The sequence below is a fragment of the Brevibacillus invocatus genome (assembly GCF_003710915.1).
Taxonomy (GTDB): domain Bacteria; phylum Bacillota; class Bacilli; order Brevibacillales; family Brevibacillaceae; genus Brevibacillus; species Brevibacillus invocatus.
This window is the reverse complement of record NZ_RHHR01000013.1, coordinates 100,972-117,995: the sequence shown is the minus strand read 5'-3', so window position 1 is coordinate 117,995 and position 17,024 is coordinate 100,972. Positions and strand designations below refer to the sequence as shown.

General features: G+C 49.8%; 15 protein-coding genes and 1 pseudogene. 11 read left to right on the top strand and 5 right to left on the bottom strand.

The window, feature by feature from the left end:
• The first annotated feature begins 18 nt into the window (after positions 1 to 18).
• The 3 genes from EDM52_RS24580 (at position 19) to EDM52_RS09040 (ending at position 4,060) form a co-directional block, all read left to right on the top strand.
• Entirely contained in the window at positions 19 to 180 is a 162-nt protein-coding gene (locus EDM52_RS24580; RefSeq protein ID WP_183184936.1) for an RAxF-45 family protein, read from the top strand.
• A gap of 153 nt (positions 181 to 333) precedes the next feature.
• Positions 334 to 2,238 (top strand): ribosomal protection-like ABC-F family protein, encoded by a 1,905-nt coding sequence (abc-f, locus tag EDM52_RS09045; RefSeq protein ID WP_122908676.1) that lies wholly within the window; start codon positions 334 to 336, stop codon positions 2,236 to 2,238.
• A 169-nt stretch (positions 2,239 to 2,407) separates the two neighbouring features.
• Positions 2,408 to 4,060 (top strand): peptide ABC transporter substrate-binding protein, encoded by a 1,653-nt coding sequence (locus EDM52_RS09040; RefSeq protein ID WP_412850192.1) that lies wholly within the window; start codon positions 2,408 to 2,410, stop codon positions 4,058 to 4,060.
• 81 nt (positions 4,061 to 4,141) lie between these two features.
• On the opposite strand, the pseudogene EDM52_RS09035 reads toward EDM52_RS09040, so the two are convergent.
• A pseudogene (locus tag EDM52_RS09035) lies at positions 4,142 to 4,684 on the bottom strand (S66 peptidase family protein); the annotation flags it as partial.
• A gap of 161 nt (positions 4,685 to 4,845) precedes the next feature.
• Entirely contained in the window at positions 4,846 to 6,036 is a 1,191-nt protein-coding gene (locus EDM52_RS09030; protein ID WP_338068294.1) for an MFS transporter, read from the bottom strand.
• A 237-nt stretch (positions 6,037 to 6,273) separates the two neighbouring features.
• Between EDM52_RS09030 and EDM52_RS09025 the strand changes: the two genes are divergently transcribed.
• Entirely contained in the window at positions 6,274 to 6,672 is a 399-nt protein-coding gene (locus EDM52_RS09025) for a hypothetical protein (RefSeq protein WP_122908673.1), read from the top strand.
• A complete protein-coding gene (locus EDM52_RS09020; protein WP_122908672.1) occupies positions 6,669 to 6,869 on the top strand; it encodes a YqgQ family protein in 201 nt (66 codons plus the stop codon). The genes EDM52_RS09025 and EDM52_RS09020 overlap by 4 nt, the downstream gene beginning before the upstream one ends.
• A 70-nt stretch (positions 6,870 to 6,939) precedes the next feature.
• Here EDM52_RS09020 and EDM52_RS09015 read toward each other — a convergent pair whose 3' ends face one another.
• Both EDM52_RS09015 and EDM52_RS24575 read right to left on the bottom strand, forming a co-directional pair.
• Positions 6,940 to 7,380 carry an NUDIX hydrolase gene (locus tag EDM52_RS09015; RefSeq protein WP_122908671.1) on the bottom strand — a complete coding sequence of 147 codons (441 nt, stop codon included), beginning with the start codon at positions 7,378 to 7,380 and terminating at the stop codon, positions 6,940 to 6,942.
• A gap of 13 nt (positions 7,381 to 7,393) precedes the next feature.
• Positions 7,394 to 7,555, bottom strand: coding sequence for a hypothetical protein (locus tag EDM52_RS24575; RefSeq protein ID WP_183184934.1), 162 nt, complete (start codon positions 7,553 to 7,555; stop codon positions 7,394 to 7,396).
• 119 nt (positions 7,556 to 7,674) lie between these two features.
• Between EDM52_RS24575 and tkt the strand changes: the two genes are divergently transcribed.
• The 4 genes from tkt to def all read left to right on the top strand — a co-directional run bounded on the left by tkt (position 7,675) and on the right by def (position 13,580).
• Positions 7,675 to 9,681 (top strand): transketolase, encoded by a 2,007-nt coding sequence (tkt, locus tag EDM52_RS09010; protein WP_122908670.1) that lies wholly within the window; start codon positions 7,675 to 7,677, stop codon positions 9,679 to 9,681.
• Positions 9,682 to 9,901: 220 nt separating this feature from the next.
• Positions 9,902 to 12,436 carry a transglycosylase domain-containing protein gene (locus EDM52_RS09005; RefSeq protein ID WP_122908669.1) on the top strand — a complete coding sequence of 845 codons (2,535 nt, stop codon included), beginning with the start codon at positions 9,902 to 9,904 and terminating at the stop codon, positions 12,434 to 12,436.
• A 99-nt stretch (positions 12,437 to 12,535) separates the two neighbouring features.
• On the top strand, positions 12,536 to 12,886 hold the full coding sequence (locus EDM52_RS09000; RefSeq protein ID WP_122908668.1) for a hypothetical protein: 351 nt from the start codon (positions 12,536 to 12,538) through the stop codon (positions 12,884 to 12,886).
• Between the two features lie 115 nt (positions 12,887 to 13,001).
• Positions 13,002 to 13,580, top strand: coding sequence for a peptide deformylase (def, locus tag EDM52_RS08995; RefSeq protein WP_122908667.1), 579 nt, complete (start codon positions 13,002 to 13,004; stop codon positions 13,578 to 13,580).
• 90 nt (positions 13,581 to 13,670) lie between these two features.
• Here the strand turns inward: def and EDM52_RS08990 are convergent, their stop codons facing one another.
• On the bottom strand, positions 13,671 to 15,098 hold the full coding sequence (locus EDM52_RS08990; protein WP_122908666.1) for a L,D-transpeptidase: 1,428 nt from the start codon (positions 15,096 to 15,098) through the stop codon (positions 13,671 to 13,673).
• Positions 15,099 to 15,221: 123 nt separating this feature from the next.
• On the opposite strand from EDM52_RS08990, the gene EDM52_RS08985 reads away from it, so the two are divergent.
• Together EDM52_RS08985 and EDM52_RS08980 are read left to right on the top strand one after the other, a co-directional pair.
• The gene (locus EDM52_RS08985) at positions 15,222 to 15,794 is read left to right on the top strand and encodes an RNA polymerase sigma factor SigX (RefSeq protein ID WP_245996738.1); all 573 of its coding nucleotides are present in this window, start codon (positions 15,222 to 15,224) and stop codon (positions 15,792 to 15,794) included.
• Positions 15,791 to 16,963, top strand: a complete 1,173-nt coding sequence (locus EDM52_RS08980) for a zf-HC2 domain-containing protein (protein WP_245996737.1) — start codon at positions 15,791 to 15,793, stop codon at positions 16,961 to 16,963. Before EDM52_RS08985 ends, EDM52_RS08980 begins: the two co-directional genes overlap by 4 nt.
• Positions 16,964 to 17,024: the final 61 nt, after the last annotated feature.

The following is a 17,024-nucleotide window of genomic DNA, read 5'->3' as shown; positions in this document are numbered from 1 at the left end:
AAAGGGAGGTGTAGGTACGTGGTTGGAGCCGTTCACGCTTGGTTTGTGGTAGAGACTACCAGTATGACACATGATTTTACTGTCAACGGGATCAGTCTGCCCTTTTTTAACCAAACAACTGAACGGAAAACCAGAGGCGTACCAACCATCGATCGGGGAGAACTTGTTAGTGCGAGCTAGCAAGGATTACGTGACGTGCAAAGCGTGATTTTTGTGCTTTGACGAAAACGAATGGATCACGAATGATGCTGCGGGTAGATGCCTGCAGCTTTTTTGCGTTCTTTACCGGAAATACCGATCCGATGCAACCCCATTTCTAGGAGGAAATCAAACATGATTATCGTGGCTACCAAACAATTGCAAAAATCATACGGAGCAGATCCTGTTCTGCAGGATGTGACCCTCGAAATAAAAGCAGGTGAACGCGTAGGGATCGTAGGACCGAATGGCGCGGGCAAGACGACATTGTGTAAGGTGCTGGCAGGAGTGGAGGCGCCAGATGCAGGAGAGCTATACCGTGCAAAAGGCAGCGTATGGGCCTATCTGCCGCAAACGCCACAATACGATCCAGCCTGGTCTGCGCGCGATGTGATCGCGGAGGCATTCGCTGAAGTCGGGAAGATCCAGAAGCAGATGCGCGTGCTGGAAGAGCAGATGAGCGCTGCCTTCGACTCGGAAAAAGAGCTGGAGCTACTCATGCAGCGCTACCAGAAGCTGCAGGAAGAATTTGAGCTGCTGGACGGTTACCAGTGGGAGACCCGTATGGCACAGGTAACAGAGGGGCTGGGCATGTCACCCGAATTTTTGAATACGTCCTTTGCGCAGCTAAGCGGCGGAGAGAAGACGAAAACAGGCCTGGCGCGCCTGTTATGCCAGCGAAGCGACGTTCTGCTGCTGGATGAGCCGACCAACCACTTGGATGTCGACTCGATGGAATGGTTGGAGACCTTCCTGAAGAGCTATCCGGGAACCGTGCTGATTATCTCGCACGACCGTTACTTCCTCGATGCTGTCGTGACGTCGATTTATCACGTAGACGGCGGTGAAGCAGAGTTTTACATCGGCAACTACAGTGCGTTCGTCAAGGAGAGGGAGGAAAGACTGCTTCGCCAGTTCGCTGCCTACCAGGAGCAGCAGAAGCAAATCAAGAAAATGAAAGAAGCCATCAAGCGCCTAAAAGAATGGGGCAACCGCTCGAATCCGCCGAATGAAGCTTTTCATCGTCGCGCGAAAAGCATGGAAAAGGCCCTGGCGAGAATCGAACGGATCGACAAGCCGAGGCTGGAAGCAGACCGGATGGGACTGCAATTTCAAAAAACGGAGCGCAGTGGTCAGGACGTGCTGGTGGCAACGGGTGTGCACAAGAAATTTGGCGCAAAAGAGCTGTTTGTAGACGCCAGCTTTTTGCTTCGATACGGCGAGCGCAAAGCTCTGCTTGGCCCGAATGGCTGCGGTAAATCCACCTTGATCAAAATGCTCCTGGGCGATGTGACCCCTGATCAGGGGACTTTGACGATCGGCAGCAGTGTCAAAGTGGGGTATCTCTCTCAGCAGGCACTGGAAGGCGATCAGAATCGACGGGTCATTGAAGTTTTTCGAGAAGTGGCCACAGTGACAGAAGCAGAGGCGCGACATCTTCTTGCTCGTTTTCTGTTTTACGGTGAGCAGGTGTTTAAGCGGTTAGGACAATTGAGCGGTGGTGAGCGAATGCGCTTGCGTTTGGCTCAGATGATGCATCAGGAAATCAATCTGTTGATTCTGGACGAACCGACCAACCATCTCGACATCGAAGCCCGTGAAACACTGGAGGAAGCCCTGGCAGATTTTCGTGGCTCGCTGTTCATTGTCTCCCATGACCGCTATTTCCTGCAAAAAATGGTGGATGGCGTCTACTGGGTGGAGGATGCCAAACTCCTGCACGATGTTGGTTCGTATGAAGAGGCACGAGATAAACGCAAGCAGCGAGAGCTCGCCAAAGCTAGCGTGCCAGCTCCAAAAGAGGTCGCTGTAGTCCAAGAAACAAAGCCAGCTGTGAAAAAGGCGAACCCCTATAAGCTGGCTGAACTGGAGCGGGAGATTGCTCAACTGGAAGCAGGACGGGATGAGCGCAGGCAATGGCTCGAACAAGGACATGAAAGCTATCAGCAGCTCCTCGCATGGCAGCAGGAAGTAGATCGCATGCAGGTTAGGATTGACGAGCTAAGCCTAGCGTGGATCGACATGCAGGAGAGTGAATAGGAGATTAGGGTACGGATGGTTATTTTTGTTAATCATTCTTTAGGACTTTAAATAAAGCAGAATAGAAACAAAATTTAAATAAATTGAAATAAAATCTATACCAGAACCCTTCAAGCCTCCTATTTCGGTGCGTTATAGTAATGGCAACTGGAAAAAAGGGGGAATTCGATTGATTAGAAAATTACCAGTATTAACCAGTTCCGTTGTGCTGATGGCCAGTGTGTTAACAGCTTGTTCTGGAAATGCACCTACCTCTGCGGATCCTGCGACTACGACCAGCCCATCCAGCTCGACCGCTCCTGCTTCCTCGGAAACCAAAGGAGAGAAGGTGTTTCGCATCAACATCGGGTCTGAGCCATCTACGGCTGACCCAGGCTTGTCAGATGATACGACTTCTAGCATGGTAGTCTCTACTCTCTTTGATGGCTTGACGAGAAAAGGCACAGACGAAAAAATTCACAATGCGGTTGCCGAAAAAATCGATATTTCTGAAGATGGCTTGACGTATACTTTCCATCTGAGGGATTCCAAATGGAGCAATGGCGACCCCGTCACGGCACAAGATTTTGAATATGCATGGAAACGCGCGCTGGACCCAAAATTTGCTTCCAGCTATGCGTATCAGCTGTTCCATATTAAAAACGCAGAAGCCTACAATACAGGGAAAGCAACGCCTGAGGATGTCGGCGTAAAAGCAATAGACGATAAAACGCTCGAAGTCCAATTAATTAACCCGACACCGTTTTTCTTGGAGCTGACCGCGTTTTCCACCTATTTCCCGGTCAATAAGAAGGTGGCGGAGGCCAATCCCAACTGGGCCATGGAAGCTGACACTCATGTAGGAAACGGACCTTACACATTAGCGAAATGGGAACATAAAAACTCCATCACATACCTGAAAAACGACCATTATTGGGATAAAGAGAACGTCAAGGTAGATCGTATCGAAGTAGCGATGATCGAAGATAACAATACGGCCTTGTCGATGTTTGAAAATGGGGAGCTGGATTGGGCAGGCGCTCCGACAATCAGCTTGCCAACCGATGCCATACCGGCATTAAAGGACTCCGGGAAGATGATTACCAAACCGACAGCATCCACGTACTATTACGGCTTCAACATTGAGAAGCCGCCATTCAACAATGTGAAAATCCGGAAGGCGTTCAGCTACGCGATTGATCGTCAACAGATCGTAGAAAATATCATGCAGACCGGACAGGTACCTGCGCTAGGCTTCCTGCCACCAACGATGGCAGTAAATCCGAATGGATACTTCAAGGATCATGACACGGCTCTTGCCAAACAGTTGCTTGAAGAAGGCATGAAGGAGCTGGGGATTAGCAAGCTGCCGCCGATCGAGGTGATTTTTAATACCAGCGATGGACATAAAAAGATCGCTGAAGCTATTCAGGACCAGTGGAAACAGACACTCGGCGCTGATGTCAAAATATCCAATTTGGAGTTTAAGGTATTCCTGGACACGGTAGACGAGACCAATTATCAAGTTTCCCGCAGAGGGTGGCAGGGTGATTTTAACGACCCCGTCAACTTCCTGGATATTTTCCGTGAGAAAAAAGGAAACAACAGTACAAACTGGATGAGCCCGAAATACAACGAGCTACTGGAGCAAGCAAGCAAAGAGCTGGATCCTGCGAAAAGAATGCAGCTGTTTGGCCAGGCAGAGCAAATATTGATGGATGAAATGCCTGTAGCTCCCATCTATTTCTATACAGACAGCTGGCTGCAGGGCGAAAACGTGAAACAAGGCATCTACATGGATTCATTGGGCAACGGTGATTTGAAATATGTAGAAATGAATTAGATTATTTTATCTTCAATAAACCAAGGCTAGAGAAGCAGAAATCTGCTTTTCTAGCCTTTTTACCTATGAATACTCGTTTTCCTACGGGAGAAAGGTTTGCCGAATCGTTCCTTTGTTTTCCTTCACGGTTACTTCAGCAAAGGCGCCATTAATCAAGGTCACTTGCGGCGGGACATGGCCACAATCGATATCGTAAACGATCGGAATGTGGAGCTCTGCGGAAAGATCATGGTACACATCTTCCGCGGTGTAATCCTGAACAGGCTGATTGGCGGGACTACGCCCGAACAATATACCCGAACAGTGATCAAACCAGCCAGCCAATTTCAACTGCACGAGCGATCGGCGCAGATCGGCCGTTTTCAGCTCACAATTCTCGAAATACCAGAGGATGGGTTCGTCTCGGAGAAAATGCTTTTGAAAATGCTTCAAATCCCCATACGGTGTGCCGACCAGATGACGGATGACATCGATGCAGCCACCGAGCAGTCGCCCCTGCATATGTACCTCGGTTTGGGTGACCGTTTTCCACAAAGTAGGTTCGGTCAAGTGAAAGACACAAGGCGATGGATTCGCAAAGTTCCACTCCTTCTGATAAAGCTGTGAGGAATGCTGAAGGTGACTGGATATCGAATCATCCTTCGCACTCCTCCCGTTATTTTGGTCATTTTACCAAGCAGGAACAAGGCGGGCAAGGGAATGTTGTTCGAGTAGCTCGTGTTCAAAAAAATCAGCTATCCCTGAGCGAGATAGCTGACTTGCAAGCGGTGAAGAATGTTCCAAAACTAGGCTTCCACACTAGGCTCGGGCAATCGTTGATGGCGACTGTGGAACCAGAACAGCACAATTACCATCAGAACACCACCCAGGATGAACGGACCGCTCGCCGTGAACTGGTAGACTGCGCCTCCAGCCAACGGGCCCAGAATGCGTCCCAAGCTGTCCATTGAACTGATCGCACCGGTGGTGACCCCTTGGCCAAGCGTGGTGCGCTGTGTGATCATTGCATTGGCAGTAGCCCGGATCATGCCTTGTCCAGCCCCAAACAACGCGAGAATGAGCGAAAATGCCCAGAAGTTGCCGGAAACGGGAATCGTGAAAAAGCCGATTCCGTAAAGGCACATGCCGATGAACAGCACTTTGCCTTCACCCCAACGATTGACCATCTTGCCAATCATGCCGCCTTGTACAAAGGCAGCAATGATTCCCATGATGAGAAACATGTAGCCGAGATCACGGGAATTAAAGCCGTACAAATCGCTGATGTACAACGCGAAGGTTGTCTCCAAACCGGAAAAGGCAAACGAGACGACAAATAAAATGGTGTACAGCAAGGCGAGAGGGCCAAAAAGTGCGTTAAACGGATTTGGGGCCGACCTTTTTTGGGCATGGCTCCGTTTTTCCTTGGGCAAGCTCTCGGGCAAGGCAAACAAAATAACAAAAAACGTGAGCAACGCAACTCCGCCCGAGACAAAGAACGGAACCGCTACGCCGTAACCACTCAACAATCCGCCGATTACCGGACCAAATACAAAGCTCAAGCCAATCCCTGCGCCGACGATCCCCATTCCCTTGGCGCGTTCCTTGGGCGGAAACAGATCAGCAACCATGGCATGGACGGTCGGAAGGGATGCAGCGGAAACGATGCCTCCGAGAATGCGATAGATGAGCATCTCTGTATAACTCTCTGCCAAACCAAACAGGATAAACGTGATGGCAAAGCCTAACAGGCCGAATGAAACGAGTGGCTTGCGCCCAATTCGGTCTGAAAGGGAACCCCAAATCGGCGCAAAAATAAACTGCATGATGTTGAAGCTTGCGAAAAGAATGCCGAGATCAAAGGAGGATGCCCCAAGCTTTTCCGCAAAAAACGGCATAATGGGGATAATAATGCCAAAGCCCAACATGGTGAGAAATGCAATCAAGAACAGGAGGGCAAGGTGCTTCTTATTCACAGAAAATACCTCTTTCCACAATATATCTTGTACTTACGTTTCAACGTAAGCCCTCTTTGTATGTAGAAGGCTTCATTATCATTTTTTTGATTTCGTTCTTCATTAAACCCTTCAATTGTTAGCTTTTTTTACCTTACGTGAAGGATTCAGCGAAGTCAAGCTACACAATGGGCATGTGCACCAGTACGTGCTATAATGTACGAGAAAGTCGAAGCGATTTTTTCATTTCTAGTATCTTTTCATGAGGAGTTTGGAACCATGTCTACTGCGATGATGTACTACCTAGCCTGGCATGAGGATGATTGGCTGGATGAGATGCTCGACCGTTTCCCTGAAGTGAATGCGGTGGTGCCGACGGCCAAGACATTTGAGATGCTGGCAGAGCAACGGAAATCAGGAGAAGTGAAAAGGGCGGTGCTAGTCCTGAATGCTGCGCAGGAACAGGACAGATGCCATGCGTTTATACGACAATGCATGGAAGACCCACTGTTATCTGCTGATCCTTTGTACATCGTCGGATTACGACCGGATGAGGAAAAAGCTTGGCAAGAAACGTATCCACATGCGAAGATCGTCGTAATTACCGGCTTTGCCGTCGAGTTTGACTACGATGCCGTCCTCGCGAGGATGGAAATCGATCTGGAGGGATCCGAATGAAAACTGGCCCGAACGACTTCGATTTAAATGCGTTTCTGCAGCGATTCCGTTTGCATGTGTACACGGGTGATCCCGAGGGGGATTTGCTGCTGCTCGAGGATGAAATTCGTGAGCTTTACGAGCTGAATGTCATTGATAAGGAAGAGTTTATGGAGGCTCTTGCGGCAGTCAAAAACAGAAGACGCTTACAGCGTTAAAGCATAGAATAATACGAAGAACACCCCAAACAGCCGCAGAAGTCGCTACGGCTGTTTGGGGTGTCTTTATTTATTCCTTCCAGCCAAAGCTGTCAAACCAGGTTCCCTGTTGATAGTTGCTAATAGCTTGACGAATATAGGGAATCATATTCGCAGGCAATTTCTGCATGTCCACCCAGATGAGCTCGTCGCACTTGTCAGGCTCGGTGTTGACGATTTCACCCGACCAGGACGATGCAGCGAGAAAAAAGTCAATTCGCTCGTCAGATGAGTGCCGATGCATGACCCCAACGATTTGCAGGTCTTCTTCTCGGACCACGATTCCGCACTCTTCACGCGCTTCGCGAATGGCGGCGTGCTTGACTTCTTCTCCACCGTCCATATGTCCGGCGGGAACACTGTAATTGCCGTCTTCGTAGCCGGTGTTGTATCTGCGCAGCAAAAGAATCTCCGTCCCCTTTACGAGAAAAAGATGAACGGCAACAGGCATGGTAAACCATTTTTTCCCCATACTTTAGGCTCCTCTAGGCTTCTTCACGTCGAGATTGATTTTGTTCCGTACGTTGTTTTCGCAGCTTTACCCGATTTTTTTTGAACATGGGCGAGCTGGAGAATGCAAAAATCATCATGCCAAATCCGGCCAAAGCCAGAACAATTCCGATGATTAAGGAAAGCGTAGGAGACATGTAAGAGATTACCCTCCTTTTTCTTTTCGTTGCATGATTGTAGCTAGCAACTGTGCTATAATTGGACAGTCATGTTATTACCCGAATTTTACAAGTACACACAGGGAGGATCGTGTAAGATGACTCAGCAATCAACTGTTGATCAGCTTTCCATTAATACAATCCGCACGCTGGCCATTGACGCCATCGAAAAGGCAAACTCCGGTCATCCGGGAATGCCGATGGGCGCTGCTCCTATGGCGCATGTCTTGTGGAGCCGCTTTATGAAAGTAAATCCAAGCAATCCGAGTTGGTTCGACCGTGACCGCTTCGTGCTCTCGGCTGGACATGGCTCTATGCTATTATACTCGATGTTGCACCTGATGAAATATGATGTTTCACTGGAAGACCTCCATAACTTCCGTCAATGGGGAAGCAAAACACCGGGGCATCCGGAGTTCGGTCATACAGCAGGCGTAGATGCGACGACAGGTCCTTTGGGTCAAGGGATTGCAATGGCTGTCGGGATGGCAATGGCTGAAAAGCATCTGGCTGCCACCTACAACCGGGACAAGTTTGACCTCGTCAACCACTATACCTACGTGATTTGCGGCGATGGCGATTTGATGGAAGGTGTGGCCAGCGAAGCTTCTTCCCTGGCGGCACATCTGAAGCTGGGCAAGCTGGTTGTCCTGTACGATTCCAATGATATTTCGCTGGATGGAGAGCTGTCTCGTTCCTTCTCGGAAAATGTGGCCGGGCGCTACGAGGCTTATGGCTGGCAGTACCTGCGTGTCGAGGATGGCAATGATCTGGGTGCAATCGAAGCGGCAATCGCTGAAGCGAAACAGGATTTGGATCGTCCAACCCTGATTGAGGTAAAGACCATCATTGGCTTCGGAAGTCCGAACAAAGCAGGCTCCAGTGCTTCCCACGGCTCTCCTTTGGGCAAGGACGAAGCAAAGCTGGCCAAACAGAACTATGAATGGAACCATGATACGGATTTCCATGTGCCAGAAGATGTAGCTTCTTTCTACAGCGATTTGGCTGAAGCTGGTAAAAAGGCGGAAGCGGCATGGGCAGAACTGTTTGCTGACTACGCAAAGGCTTATCCAGAGCTGGCAGAGCAGTTCCAAATGGCAGTAGACGGCAAGCTGCCTGCTGGTTGGGATCAGCAACTGCCTGCGTACGAAGCAGGAGCGAAGCTGGCGACACGGGCAGCTTCCGGAAACGCGATCAACGCACTGGCAAAAACAGTTCCGTTCTTCCTGGGTGGTTCTGCTGACCTGGCAAGCTCCAACAACACGCTGATTAAAGAAGGCGGCAATTTCCTGCCTGGCAGCTTTGAAGGACGCAACATTTGGTTTGGTGTACGTGAATTCGCGATGGGTGCTGCATTGAACGGTATGGCCCTGCACGGTGGAGTAAAAGTATACGGCGGAACGTTCTTCGTCTTCTCCGACTACCTGCGTCCTGCAATCCGTCTCTCCGCTCTGATGAAACAGCCAGTCGTTTACGTGTTTACGCATGACTCCATTGCGGTAGGGGAAGATGGACCTACTCATGAGCCGATCGAACAGCTGGCATCCCTGCGTGCCATGCCAGGTCTGACCATTCTGCGTCCGGCTGACGCGGCAGAGACCAACGAGGCTTGGAAATACGCCATTTCCCGTACCGATGAGCCTGTCGTTCTGGTTTTGACTCGCCAAAACCTGCCTGTGCATGCAGAAAGCATCGAGAAAGCGGCTGAAGGTGTGAGCAAGGGCGCTTACGTCCTGGCAGATGCGCCAAGCGGCAAGCCTCAGCTGATCCTGATTGCAACCGGTTCGGAGGTTTCGTTGGTGATGCAGGCTCGTGAAGCGCTGCTTGCAAAAGGAATCGAGGCGCGCGTCGTCTCCATGCCTAGCTGGAATCTGTTCGAGAGCCAAACCAAGGAGTATCGTGATGAGGTTCTGCCTCCTGAGGTCAAAGCGCGTCTTGCAGTTGAAATGGGTTCTCCATTCGGCTGGGAGCGTTATGCGGGCGATGGCGGCAAAGTGCTCGGCATCAACCAGTTCGGCGCTTCTGCACCAGGTGATAGAATCATGAAAGAGTACGGTTTTACCGTGGACAATGTAGTAGCTGAAGCGGAAAAACTGTTGAAATAAGGAATGACAACATTAAAGGAGCGGCTACAACTCGGTGTGATACCGAGTTGTAGCCGCTCCGTTTTTTCCGTTACTAACAAAAATGGCGAACCTCTCCTATAAAGATGAAGAATACAACAAAGAGAGAACAGCTGAGAATTTACACCAATACCTAGGCAGGAAACTTTTTTTATTTGTTTTCGTCTATAATTGTGTGAGATCACGAACTAGGAGGTCAGTTATGGCAACAAAGGCTAAGAAACGGGTCAAAAAGAAAAATAAACTGCTGATGTTTACCGTTTCTTTTGTCATCTTTTTAATCCTCAGCGTTATTGGGGGTTACTTCTCCCTGTTGTATGCAGGAGAAAAGATGATCGATACTACAAAACTAGATGCTTTGAAGACAGAACCATCTATTATTTTCGATAAAAACGGTAAAAAAATCATGAGTTTAGTAAGGCAAAAAAATAGTGATTACACACCCTTCAATGAAATTTCACCGATGCTGATCGACGCTCTACTGTCTGTAGAGGATAAGCGCTTTTATGAGCACAAAGGTATTGATGTGGTCAGGATCGGTGGAGCGATTGTGAATGACATTAAAAAAGGATCATTAGCAGAGGGTGGCAGCACCATTACGCAGCAGTTGGCGAGACGAGTATTTCTCTCTGCAGAGAAAACCTTTTGGAGAAAAACCAAGGAAATGAGTATTGCGGTCGCACTTGAACGCAACTACTCCAAGGATCAGATTGTCGAGATGTACTTGAACCAGATTTACTTTGGTGAAGGCGTCTATGGTGTTGGAGATGCAGCGAGAGTGTACTTTAATAAAAAGCCCTCCGATCTGACCATTTCGGAAGCGGCCATGCTTGCAGCTATTCCAAAGGCACCATCTGTGTATGCGCCATTCGCAAACCGGGAAAAGGCAAAAGAAAGACGAGATACGATTCTCCGTCTCATGAACGAAGATGGTCATATCACGTTGGAAGAGAAAGAAAAAGCACAAGCCGAGCCACTGCCTGAGGAGACAAAAGTGACTTCAGAAAGTGGATTTAAAAAAGGCAATCGTGCGTTCATTGATTACGTATTTCGTGAAGCGGAAGCCAAGTACGATGTGACAGAAGAAGAGCTGTATCGCGGAGGCTGGTACGTTTACACCACGCTTGATTCCAATATGCAGGACGCGATGGTAAACCAGTACAGCAATCCGAAAAACTTTCCGAAAGACGGCGCACAGCGTGGTGTCGAATCCGCGATGATCGTGGTCGACTCCAAAAACGGCGGAATCGCTGGCATGATCGGTGGCCGCAACTACGTAGCCAAGGGTTTTAACTACGCGACACAAATGCAGCGTCAGCCGGGATCTACCTTCAAGCCTCTGGCTGTTTTTGCGCCGGCGATTGATTTGAACAGCAAGAAATGGGGGAGAAATTCCTCGCTGAGCAACAAGAAGCAGAGCTTCAACGGCTATGAGCCACGCAACTACAACAACAAGTACAGTGATTCCGTTAGCATGAACCGCGCCTTGATTGACTCACTCAACGTACCTGCTGTATGGCTGTTGAACGAGATTGGCGTAGGCGAAAGCTTGAAGTACCTGAAGAATTTCGGAATTGATCTCTCGCCTGAGGACCGAAATCTGGCGATCGCACTGGGTGGTTTGGACAAAGGGACGTCTCCATTGAAGATGGCTCAGGCGTATACGGCATTTGCCAATGGCGGCGTTGTCTCCGAGGCATTTTCCATCAGCAAGATCGAAAACAGGAGCCTCGGCGTAGCGCATGTCCATGAAGTGAAGCAGACGAATGTGCTGAAGCCGGAAGCATCCTGGGAAGTGCACACCATGCTGGAACGAGCCGTGCAAGAAGGTACGGGTAAGGCTGCACGCATTTCTGGTCGTCCTGTAGCAGGAAAAACAGGTACGACACAATCGATGGCAGGCGGCAGCAATGTGAATAAGGACGCCTGGTTCGTCGGCTATACGCCTGAGTACGTGGCCGCAGTCTGGATGGGCTTTGAGCCTGAGGACAAACAGCATTTGATGACCCAGGGAAGCAGCATGACGGCGGGTATGTTCTCCAAAGTGCTTGGAGAAGGATTGAAAGGCGTCAAGTCCGGGCAGTTCGTTCAACCTGCTGGCTTGCGTGGTCAGGAGGAGGAGGAAGAGACCGTACCTCCGATTGATTTGGCCGCAGATATGACGCTGGATAATGACAAAGTGGTCGTCGTACTGAGCTGGATTGGCGGTCTGCCGGATTACACGTATGATGTGTATCGCATCAAGCCAAGCGGCGAACGCGTCCTGATCGCAAAAGATCTGGCAGAAAGCCAATACGTTGACGTGTTAGACAGCACGACCTTGTACCAGTATATGGTAGTGCCGAAAACAGCGGATGGAGAGGAAAAAACACCTTCCAAAATGGTCGATGTGAACACCAAGGAGCTGGAAAAGCTGTTTGAGGGAGCGGAACAGCACCACGAGGATGGTACGGAATTCCCGATCGAGGGAGACGGACAGCAGCCGGGAGACTGGTCGGATGGAGGAACTTCTGAGCAGCCAGGTGGTGGATTTCCAGGAAACGCAGGGAACCATGGCAATAATGGAAATAATGGAAACAACGGGAATGGAGGAAATTCTGGGAATGGTGAGAATTCAGGAGAAATACCCGTGACGCCGCCAGACATCTTCACGCCTGATCCTGGTACAACTTCGCCAGGTATTGAGCTTCCGCCACCACCGACAGAAGAAACTCAGTCCAATGACACACACGGCTGATGAATTGAATAGATAAGGTAAGCAAACACTTTCAGCTATTTGCACATCTTTCTTGGCGTGGTACAATACCTATAAATCGGGAGACAGGAGGGAAAGTCTATGTCTGACTTCGCAAAAACAGATTTACCCCCATTTTTCATGGAGCAATTACGACGAGCCAAGGTGAATTTTGAGCGAGCTCTCGACTGTAAACACACCGATTTTGATGATCTCTACCCATACATGAACGAGCAGCCTCAATTTTTCTGGTATAAACGCTATGTCGCTTGGTCAGAATTGTTGACAGTAGTGCGTTTGGCCAAGGAGCTTGGCATTGAGTGGACCGCTGATTTTAGCGAGCAGCAAGTGAAGTTCATCGAGGGAAAAGTCCTGCAAGGAAAGGTGCTCGACTACTGGAATCCAGAAGCCGAGACAGAAGAAACAATCAGTCAATTGGAAGAAGAAAAATAAATGCAAAAGCGCGTTCTCCTCTTGGGGGGCGCGTTTTTGCCGTCCTTGCATGTTTACAAGCGGTAGTCAGCCATTCAAAAAAGGAACTAGGGAAATAGGAACGAGGTGCTAGAAATTGAGCAAGTTCAACAGGGAATACACGATCCGAATGAAGGATATCGTACGTGAAGGCGCCAAAATCCTGCGAAAAGTGACCGAGGAAGTGAGCCTGCCGCCGGGGGAAGAAGTGGTGGAGGAGCTGCATTGCATGATGCAGTATCTCAAGAACAGCCAGGACCCCGAATTATCCAAGCAGTACCGCTTGCGTCCCGGCGTAGGGCTGTCCGCCAATCAAATCGGCCTGGATAAGCGGATGTTCGTCGCATACTTCACAGACGAATACGGGGATCAGCACGAATACATGCTGATCAATCCAAAGATTATCAGTCATTCGGTAGGGATCATCTATCTGTCAGAAGGAGAAGGCTGTCTTTCTGTGGATCGACCTGTGAAAGGGTATGTGCCGCGCTATCAAAGGATCAAAGTGAGAGCCTACGATATGGATGGAAATGAAGTGCTTCTGGCATTTAAAGGGTACGGCTCGATTGTCATGCAGCATGAGATCGATCATTTGAACGGAATCATGTTTTATGATTACATCGATAAAAAAGACCCCTACAAGCTGCCCGGAAATGTACCGATCGAGCGTTTATAGAAAAAAGCGTGTTCCTCTGGAAAATGGAGGACACGCTTTTTTTGCGGAACGTAACTTTTTTGATCTTGTATCGTCCTGTCTAGCGATTGATCAATGCAGCCATTTGTAGACCACATGAGGAGTTTCTTCCTCTGGGCCTGGCTCCAGAATGAAAGGCGGCGGATTGCTCCAGGCAGCGCCGGCATTCGGCAGAGCAGAGATGATCACTTCAGTGCCGAGGGAGACAAAGCTGTACAATTCCTCGACTGCCTCATTGAGGAGGCGTACACAGCCCAGAGAAGCGTATTCTCCGATGCTGCTCGGATCATTAGTCCCGTGAATGGCGTAGCCCTCCTGGATGAAGACCAGGCCGCGTGTGCCGTATATATTGTCATGGCCACGGGGCTTGCTGATTTTTTGCAGGATCGTGAAATACCCATCTGGCGTGGAGCTGTTTTTCCCGAGTCCAATCGGATAGCTGCGAATCAGATGGGAGCCACTTCTCAACTCCATCCTGTGAGCTTCCTGAAACAGATGGATCTGCATTGGCTCAAGGGGCTGAGCAGGCTCCGGATAGCCAGGCAGAGGCAGCACTTCACGCAACGAATCCCATGCCTGGGCAGGATCGAAGCGTTCCGGATGATACGGATATGCAGCCAGTCCCAGATCAGCTGGAGGCAGCGGGATTTGTGGCAAGCTGTTGCCGGGATAGGCGCCTGCCAGATCGGACAGTCGTGCTGGGAGCCCACCCTTTAGTTGAACATGGCGATAAAGAGCATTGCGCAACGTGATGATGTGCTGCAAAACAGACTGTTCTTGGACAAATGCATCCTTCGTTTCTTTCAAAGATGGCTCTTGTGTGTAGCTGACTGGCGTTGGAAACCATTTTTCACTGACGACGCTTCTTGTGAGAGGATTGTACCTGAGCACGCCGAGAACTTCTTTTGGCTGATAGAAGAGCAGCGGTGTAAACGGCTGCAGGAGCGGGGCCTGCGGAACCACCAGAAGTGTGTACGGCTGTGATAAGGATGGGCGTCGCGCTCCCAAATAGCGCCTTACCTGTTCTTGCATTTCGGACAGACTAAGAGATGGTGGTACTGCAATCACTTCGACATGGGGCTGCTCTTCACCAGGCTGTTGCGTCAATTCGGACGCAGCGGATGCAGGTGCAAGGGCAGGGAACGGGTCCGTCAGCAAGCCCGGCGAAAATACGAATTGCAGATAGAAAAACAATAGCGAGCCAAGCAAGAGTCGGGAACGTTTTTTCCATGTATCTTTTTGTTTGGCACGCAGTAAATCCTGGTACGCTTGCCTTGCTTCTTCGAAATAAGGCCCGGGCTTGGCATGCAGGGCGCGCCGGTGGGCAGCAATCGCCAGCTCCTGTTCGCCGCGGGCTTCTCTTTCTCGCCCCAGGTGATACCAGCCGATCGCTTCCTGCGGGTGTTGTTCGGTGAACCATCGATAGAAGGCGAGGTCGCTTTGCTCCGGGTATTTCATATGAAATGAGCTTTTTTCTTGAAGAAAGGAAACCTTGTTCACATAGACTCCCCCCTATAGGGTGTATCGGAAAAGAATGGAGTGATAGTGAGTGCGACCGAAAAAAAGTTTTCAAGAAAAATGGATACAGGGTGTCACAAAAATCGATTTGGCGGTTTCTATAGGATGAACGAAGCGAAAGGAGGGAAAGAAGTGGAGATGCAGGCAAAGCTGGCGATTCACTCAATCGGGTTGAAGGCAGAGTCAAACAGCTTTCAGGAATTGTTTACGGCCTATTATCCTTTTGTGGTCCGCCAAATCATGCGGATTGTAAAAGACCAGCAAACTGCCGAGGATCTAGCCCAGGATGTTTTCCTCTCGTTTTATCATACCGATCGATCTGTCATAGAACATATTCCAGCTTGGCTGTCAAAAGCCTCTGTATACGCAGCCTATAACTATCTGCGGTCGGAAAAACGCAGAAGCGAGCGACAGGAACGGGTAGCCGCTGAGCAAGAGCGATCAACCCCTTCCTCCGAAGAGATGTGGTTGGAAAAAGAGGAGATCGAAAGCGTGCGAGAAGTGTTGGCAGAGCTGGACGAACGAGATCGAACCATTCTGGTCATGAAATATTCCGGCTTTCCTTACGCGGAGTTGGCAAAAGCGACAGGTGTTGAAGTAGGGTCGATAGGTACGATTCTGTCACGCGCCAAGAAGAAGTTTCGGAGCATCTACAAGCAGATGAGGGGGGACGCATGATGAAATGCATGGATGAAGGCTTTATCCAGGCGTATCTGGATGGAGAATGCAGTCACGAAGAGTTCCAGCGTTTCTCTAGTCATCTGGAGACATGCCAGTCGTGTCTGGAGCATTTTATCGAGTTGGCTGAGCTGGATAGCTGGACAAAAGGAAAGGTCGAGCAAACCTTCTTCCCGTCTCCCCAATCGATGCAGGTAGATACAGACGCTGCGTGGCAAGCATTCTCTGCTCAGATGAACAAGGGCAAGCAAAGAACGACAGGTAGTCATGTGGATCAAAACAGTCGAATGAAAAAGAGGAGCTGGGCGAATATGAACAAACGTACAAAGCAATGGATGGCAGGAGTATCGGCGGCGGCAGTCGTCGTGACAGCACTCTCGTTCCCGCAAGTGCAAGCGGCAGCCAAAGATCTCTTGTCCATTTTCCGGGTAGATAAAGTAGCCTTTGTAAAAGTGACACAAGAAGATCTGCAGCATGCGGAATCGTGGCTATCCTCTGGCAACGCAGGGGAGCTGGAGCTGAATGGCATCGGCAAGCTGAGCATCGATGAATCTGACAAGGACTCCATGGGCTCCGTCTGGTACGAGACGAAGGAAAAGGCGGTGGAAGCAGGTGTCGAGCTGCCCGCTTTGCCTGAGGACGTCAAGATCAACGGTCTGGATGTACACGGTGCTCACACGGTGCATTTTGAGATCAACACAGAGAAGGCAAACAGCCTGCTTGCCCAAATCGGAGTGGAGAATCGCTTTGATGACAAGCTGAACGGTGAACGCTTCTCGCTGAAAGTCCCGCAAAGCATCAACATGTATTTGAAATCCGACGACGGGGAATTTACTTATAATGTAGTCGACAGCTTGCAGCTGCAAGCACCGCAGGATGTTGACCTGGCAGAACTTCGCGACACCGTGCTGGCACTGCCCTTCATCCCGGATCATGTGAGAAAACAGATGGTAGACATCGAGGATTGGCAGTCTACATTGCCGATGCCATATGTTGAAGACAAGGACAATCAGGTCAAGGAAGTGAAGATTAACGGTCAACCTGGTCTGCTCGTCGATTCCGAGCACCGCTCCTATTTGATGTGGCAGCATTACGGTTCGATTCACATGCTGGACGGTGCAGCGCAATCTGGAGATCAATTGCTGGCTTTGGCTAAAAAACTGAAGTAAATAGAAGTCGGAATGGCAGAGCCTTCCACCAATCACTGGTGGGCTCTGCTTTCTCCCGTTT

What these genes read in the sequence shown, in the direction of transcription:
- abc-f (WP_122908676.1), top strand. Translation starts at nt 334, where the DNA reads ATGATTATCGTGGCTACCAAACAATTGCAAAAATCATACGGAGCAGAT.
- EDM52_RS09025 (WP_122908673.1), top strand. Translation starts at nt 6,274, where the DNA reads ATGTCTACTGCGATGATGTACTACCTAGCCTGGCATGAGGATGATTGG.
- EDM52_RS09020 (WP_122908672.1), top strand. Translation starts at nt 6,669, where the DNA reads ATGAAAACTGGCCCGAACGACTTCGATTTAAATGCGTTTCTGCAGCGA.
- EDM52_RS09015 (WP_122908671.1), bottom strand. Translation starts at nt 7,380, where the DNA reads ATGGGGAAAAAATGGTTTACCATGCCTGTTGCCGTTCATCTTTTTCTC.
- EDM52_RS24575 (WP_183184934.1), bottom strand. Translation starts at nt 7,555, where the DNA reads ATGTCTCCTACGCTTTCCTTAATCATCGGAATTGTTCTGGCTTTGGCC.
- tkt (WP_122908670.1), top strand. Translation starts at nt 7,675, where the DNA reads ATGACTCAGCAATCAACTGTTGATCAGCTTTCCATTAATACAATCCGC.
- EDM52_RS09005 (WP_122908669.1), top strand. Translation starts at nt 9,902, where the DNA reads ATGGCAACAAAGGCTAAGAAACGGGTCAAAAAGAAAAATAAACTGCTG.
- EDM52_RS09000 (WP_122908668.1), top strand. Translation starts at nt 12,536, where the DNA reads ATGTCTGACTTCGCAAAAACAGATTTACCCCCATTTTTCATGGAGCAA.
- EDM52_RS08985 (WP_245996738.1), top strand. Translation starts at nt 15,222, where the DNA reads ATGAACGAAGCGAAAGGAGGGAAAGAAGTGGAGATGCAGGCAAAGCTG.
- EDM52_RS08980 (WP_245996737.1), top strand. Translation starts at nt 15,791, where the DNA reads ATGATGAAATGCATGGATGAAGGCTTTATCCAGGCGTATCTGGATGGA.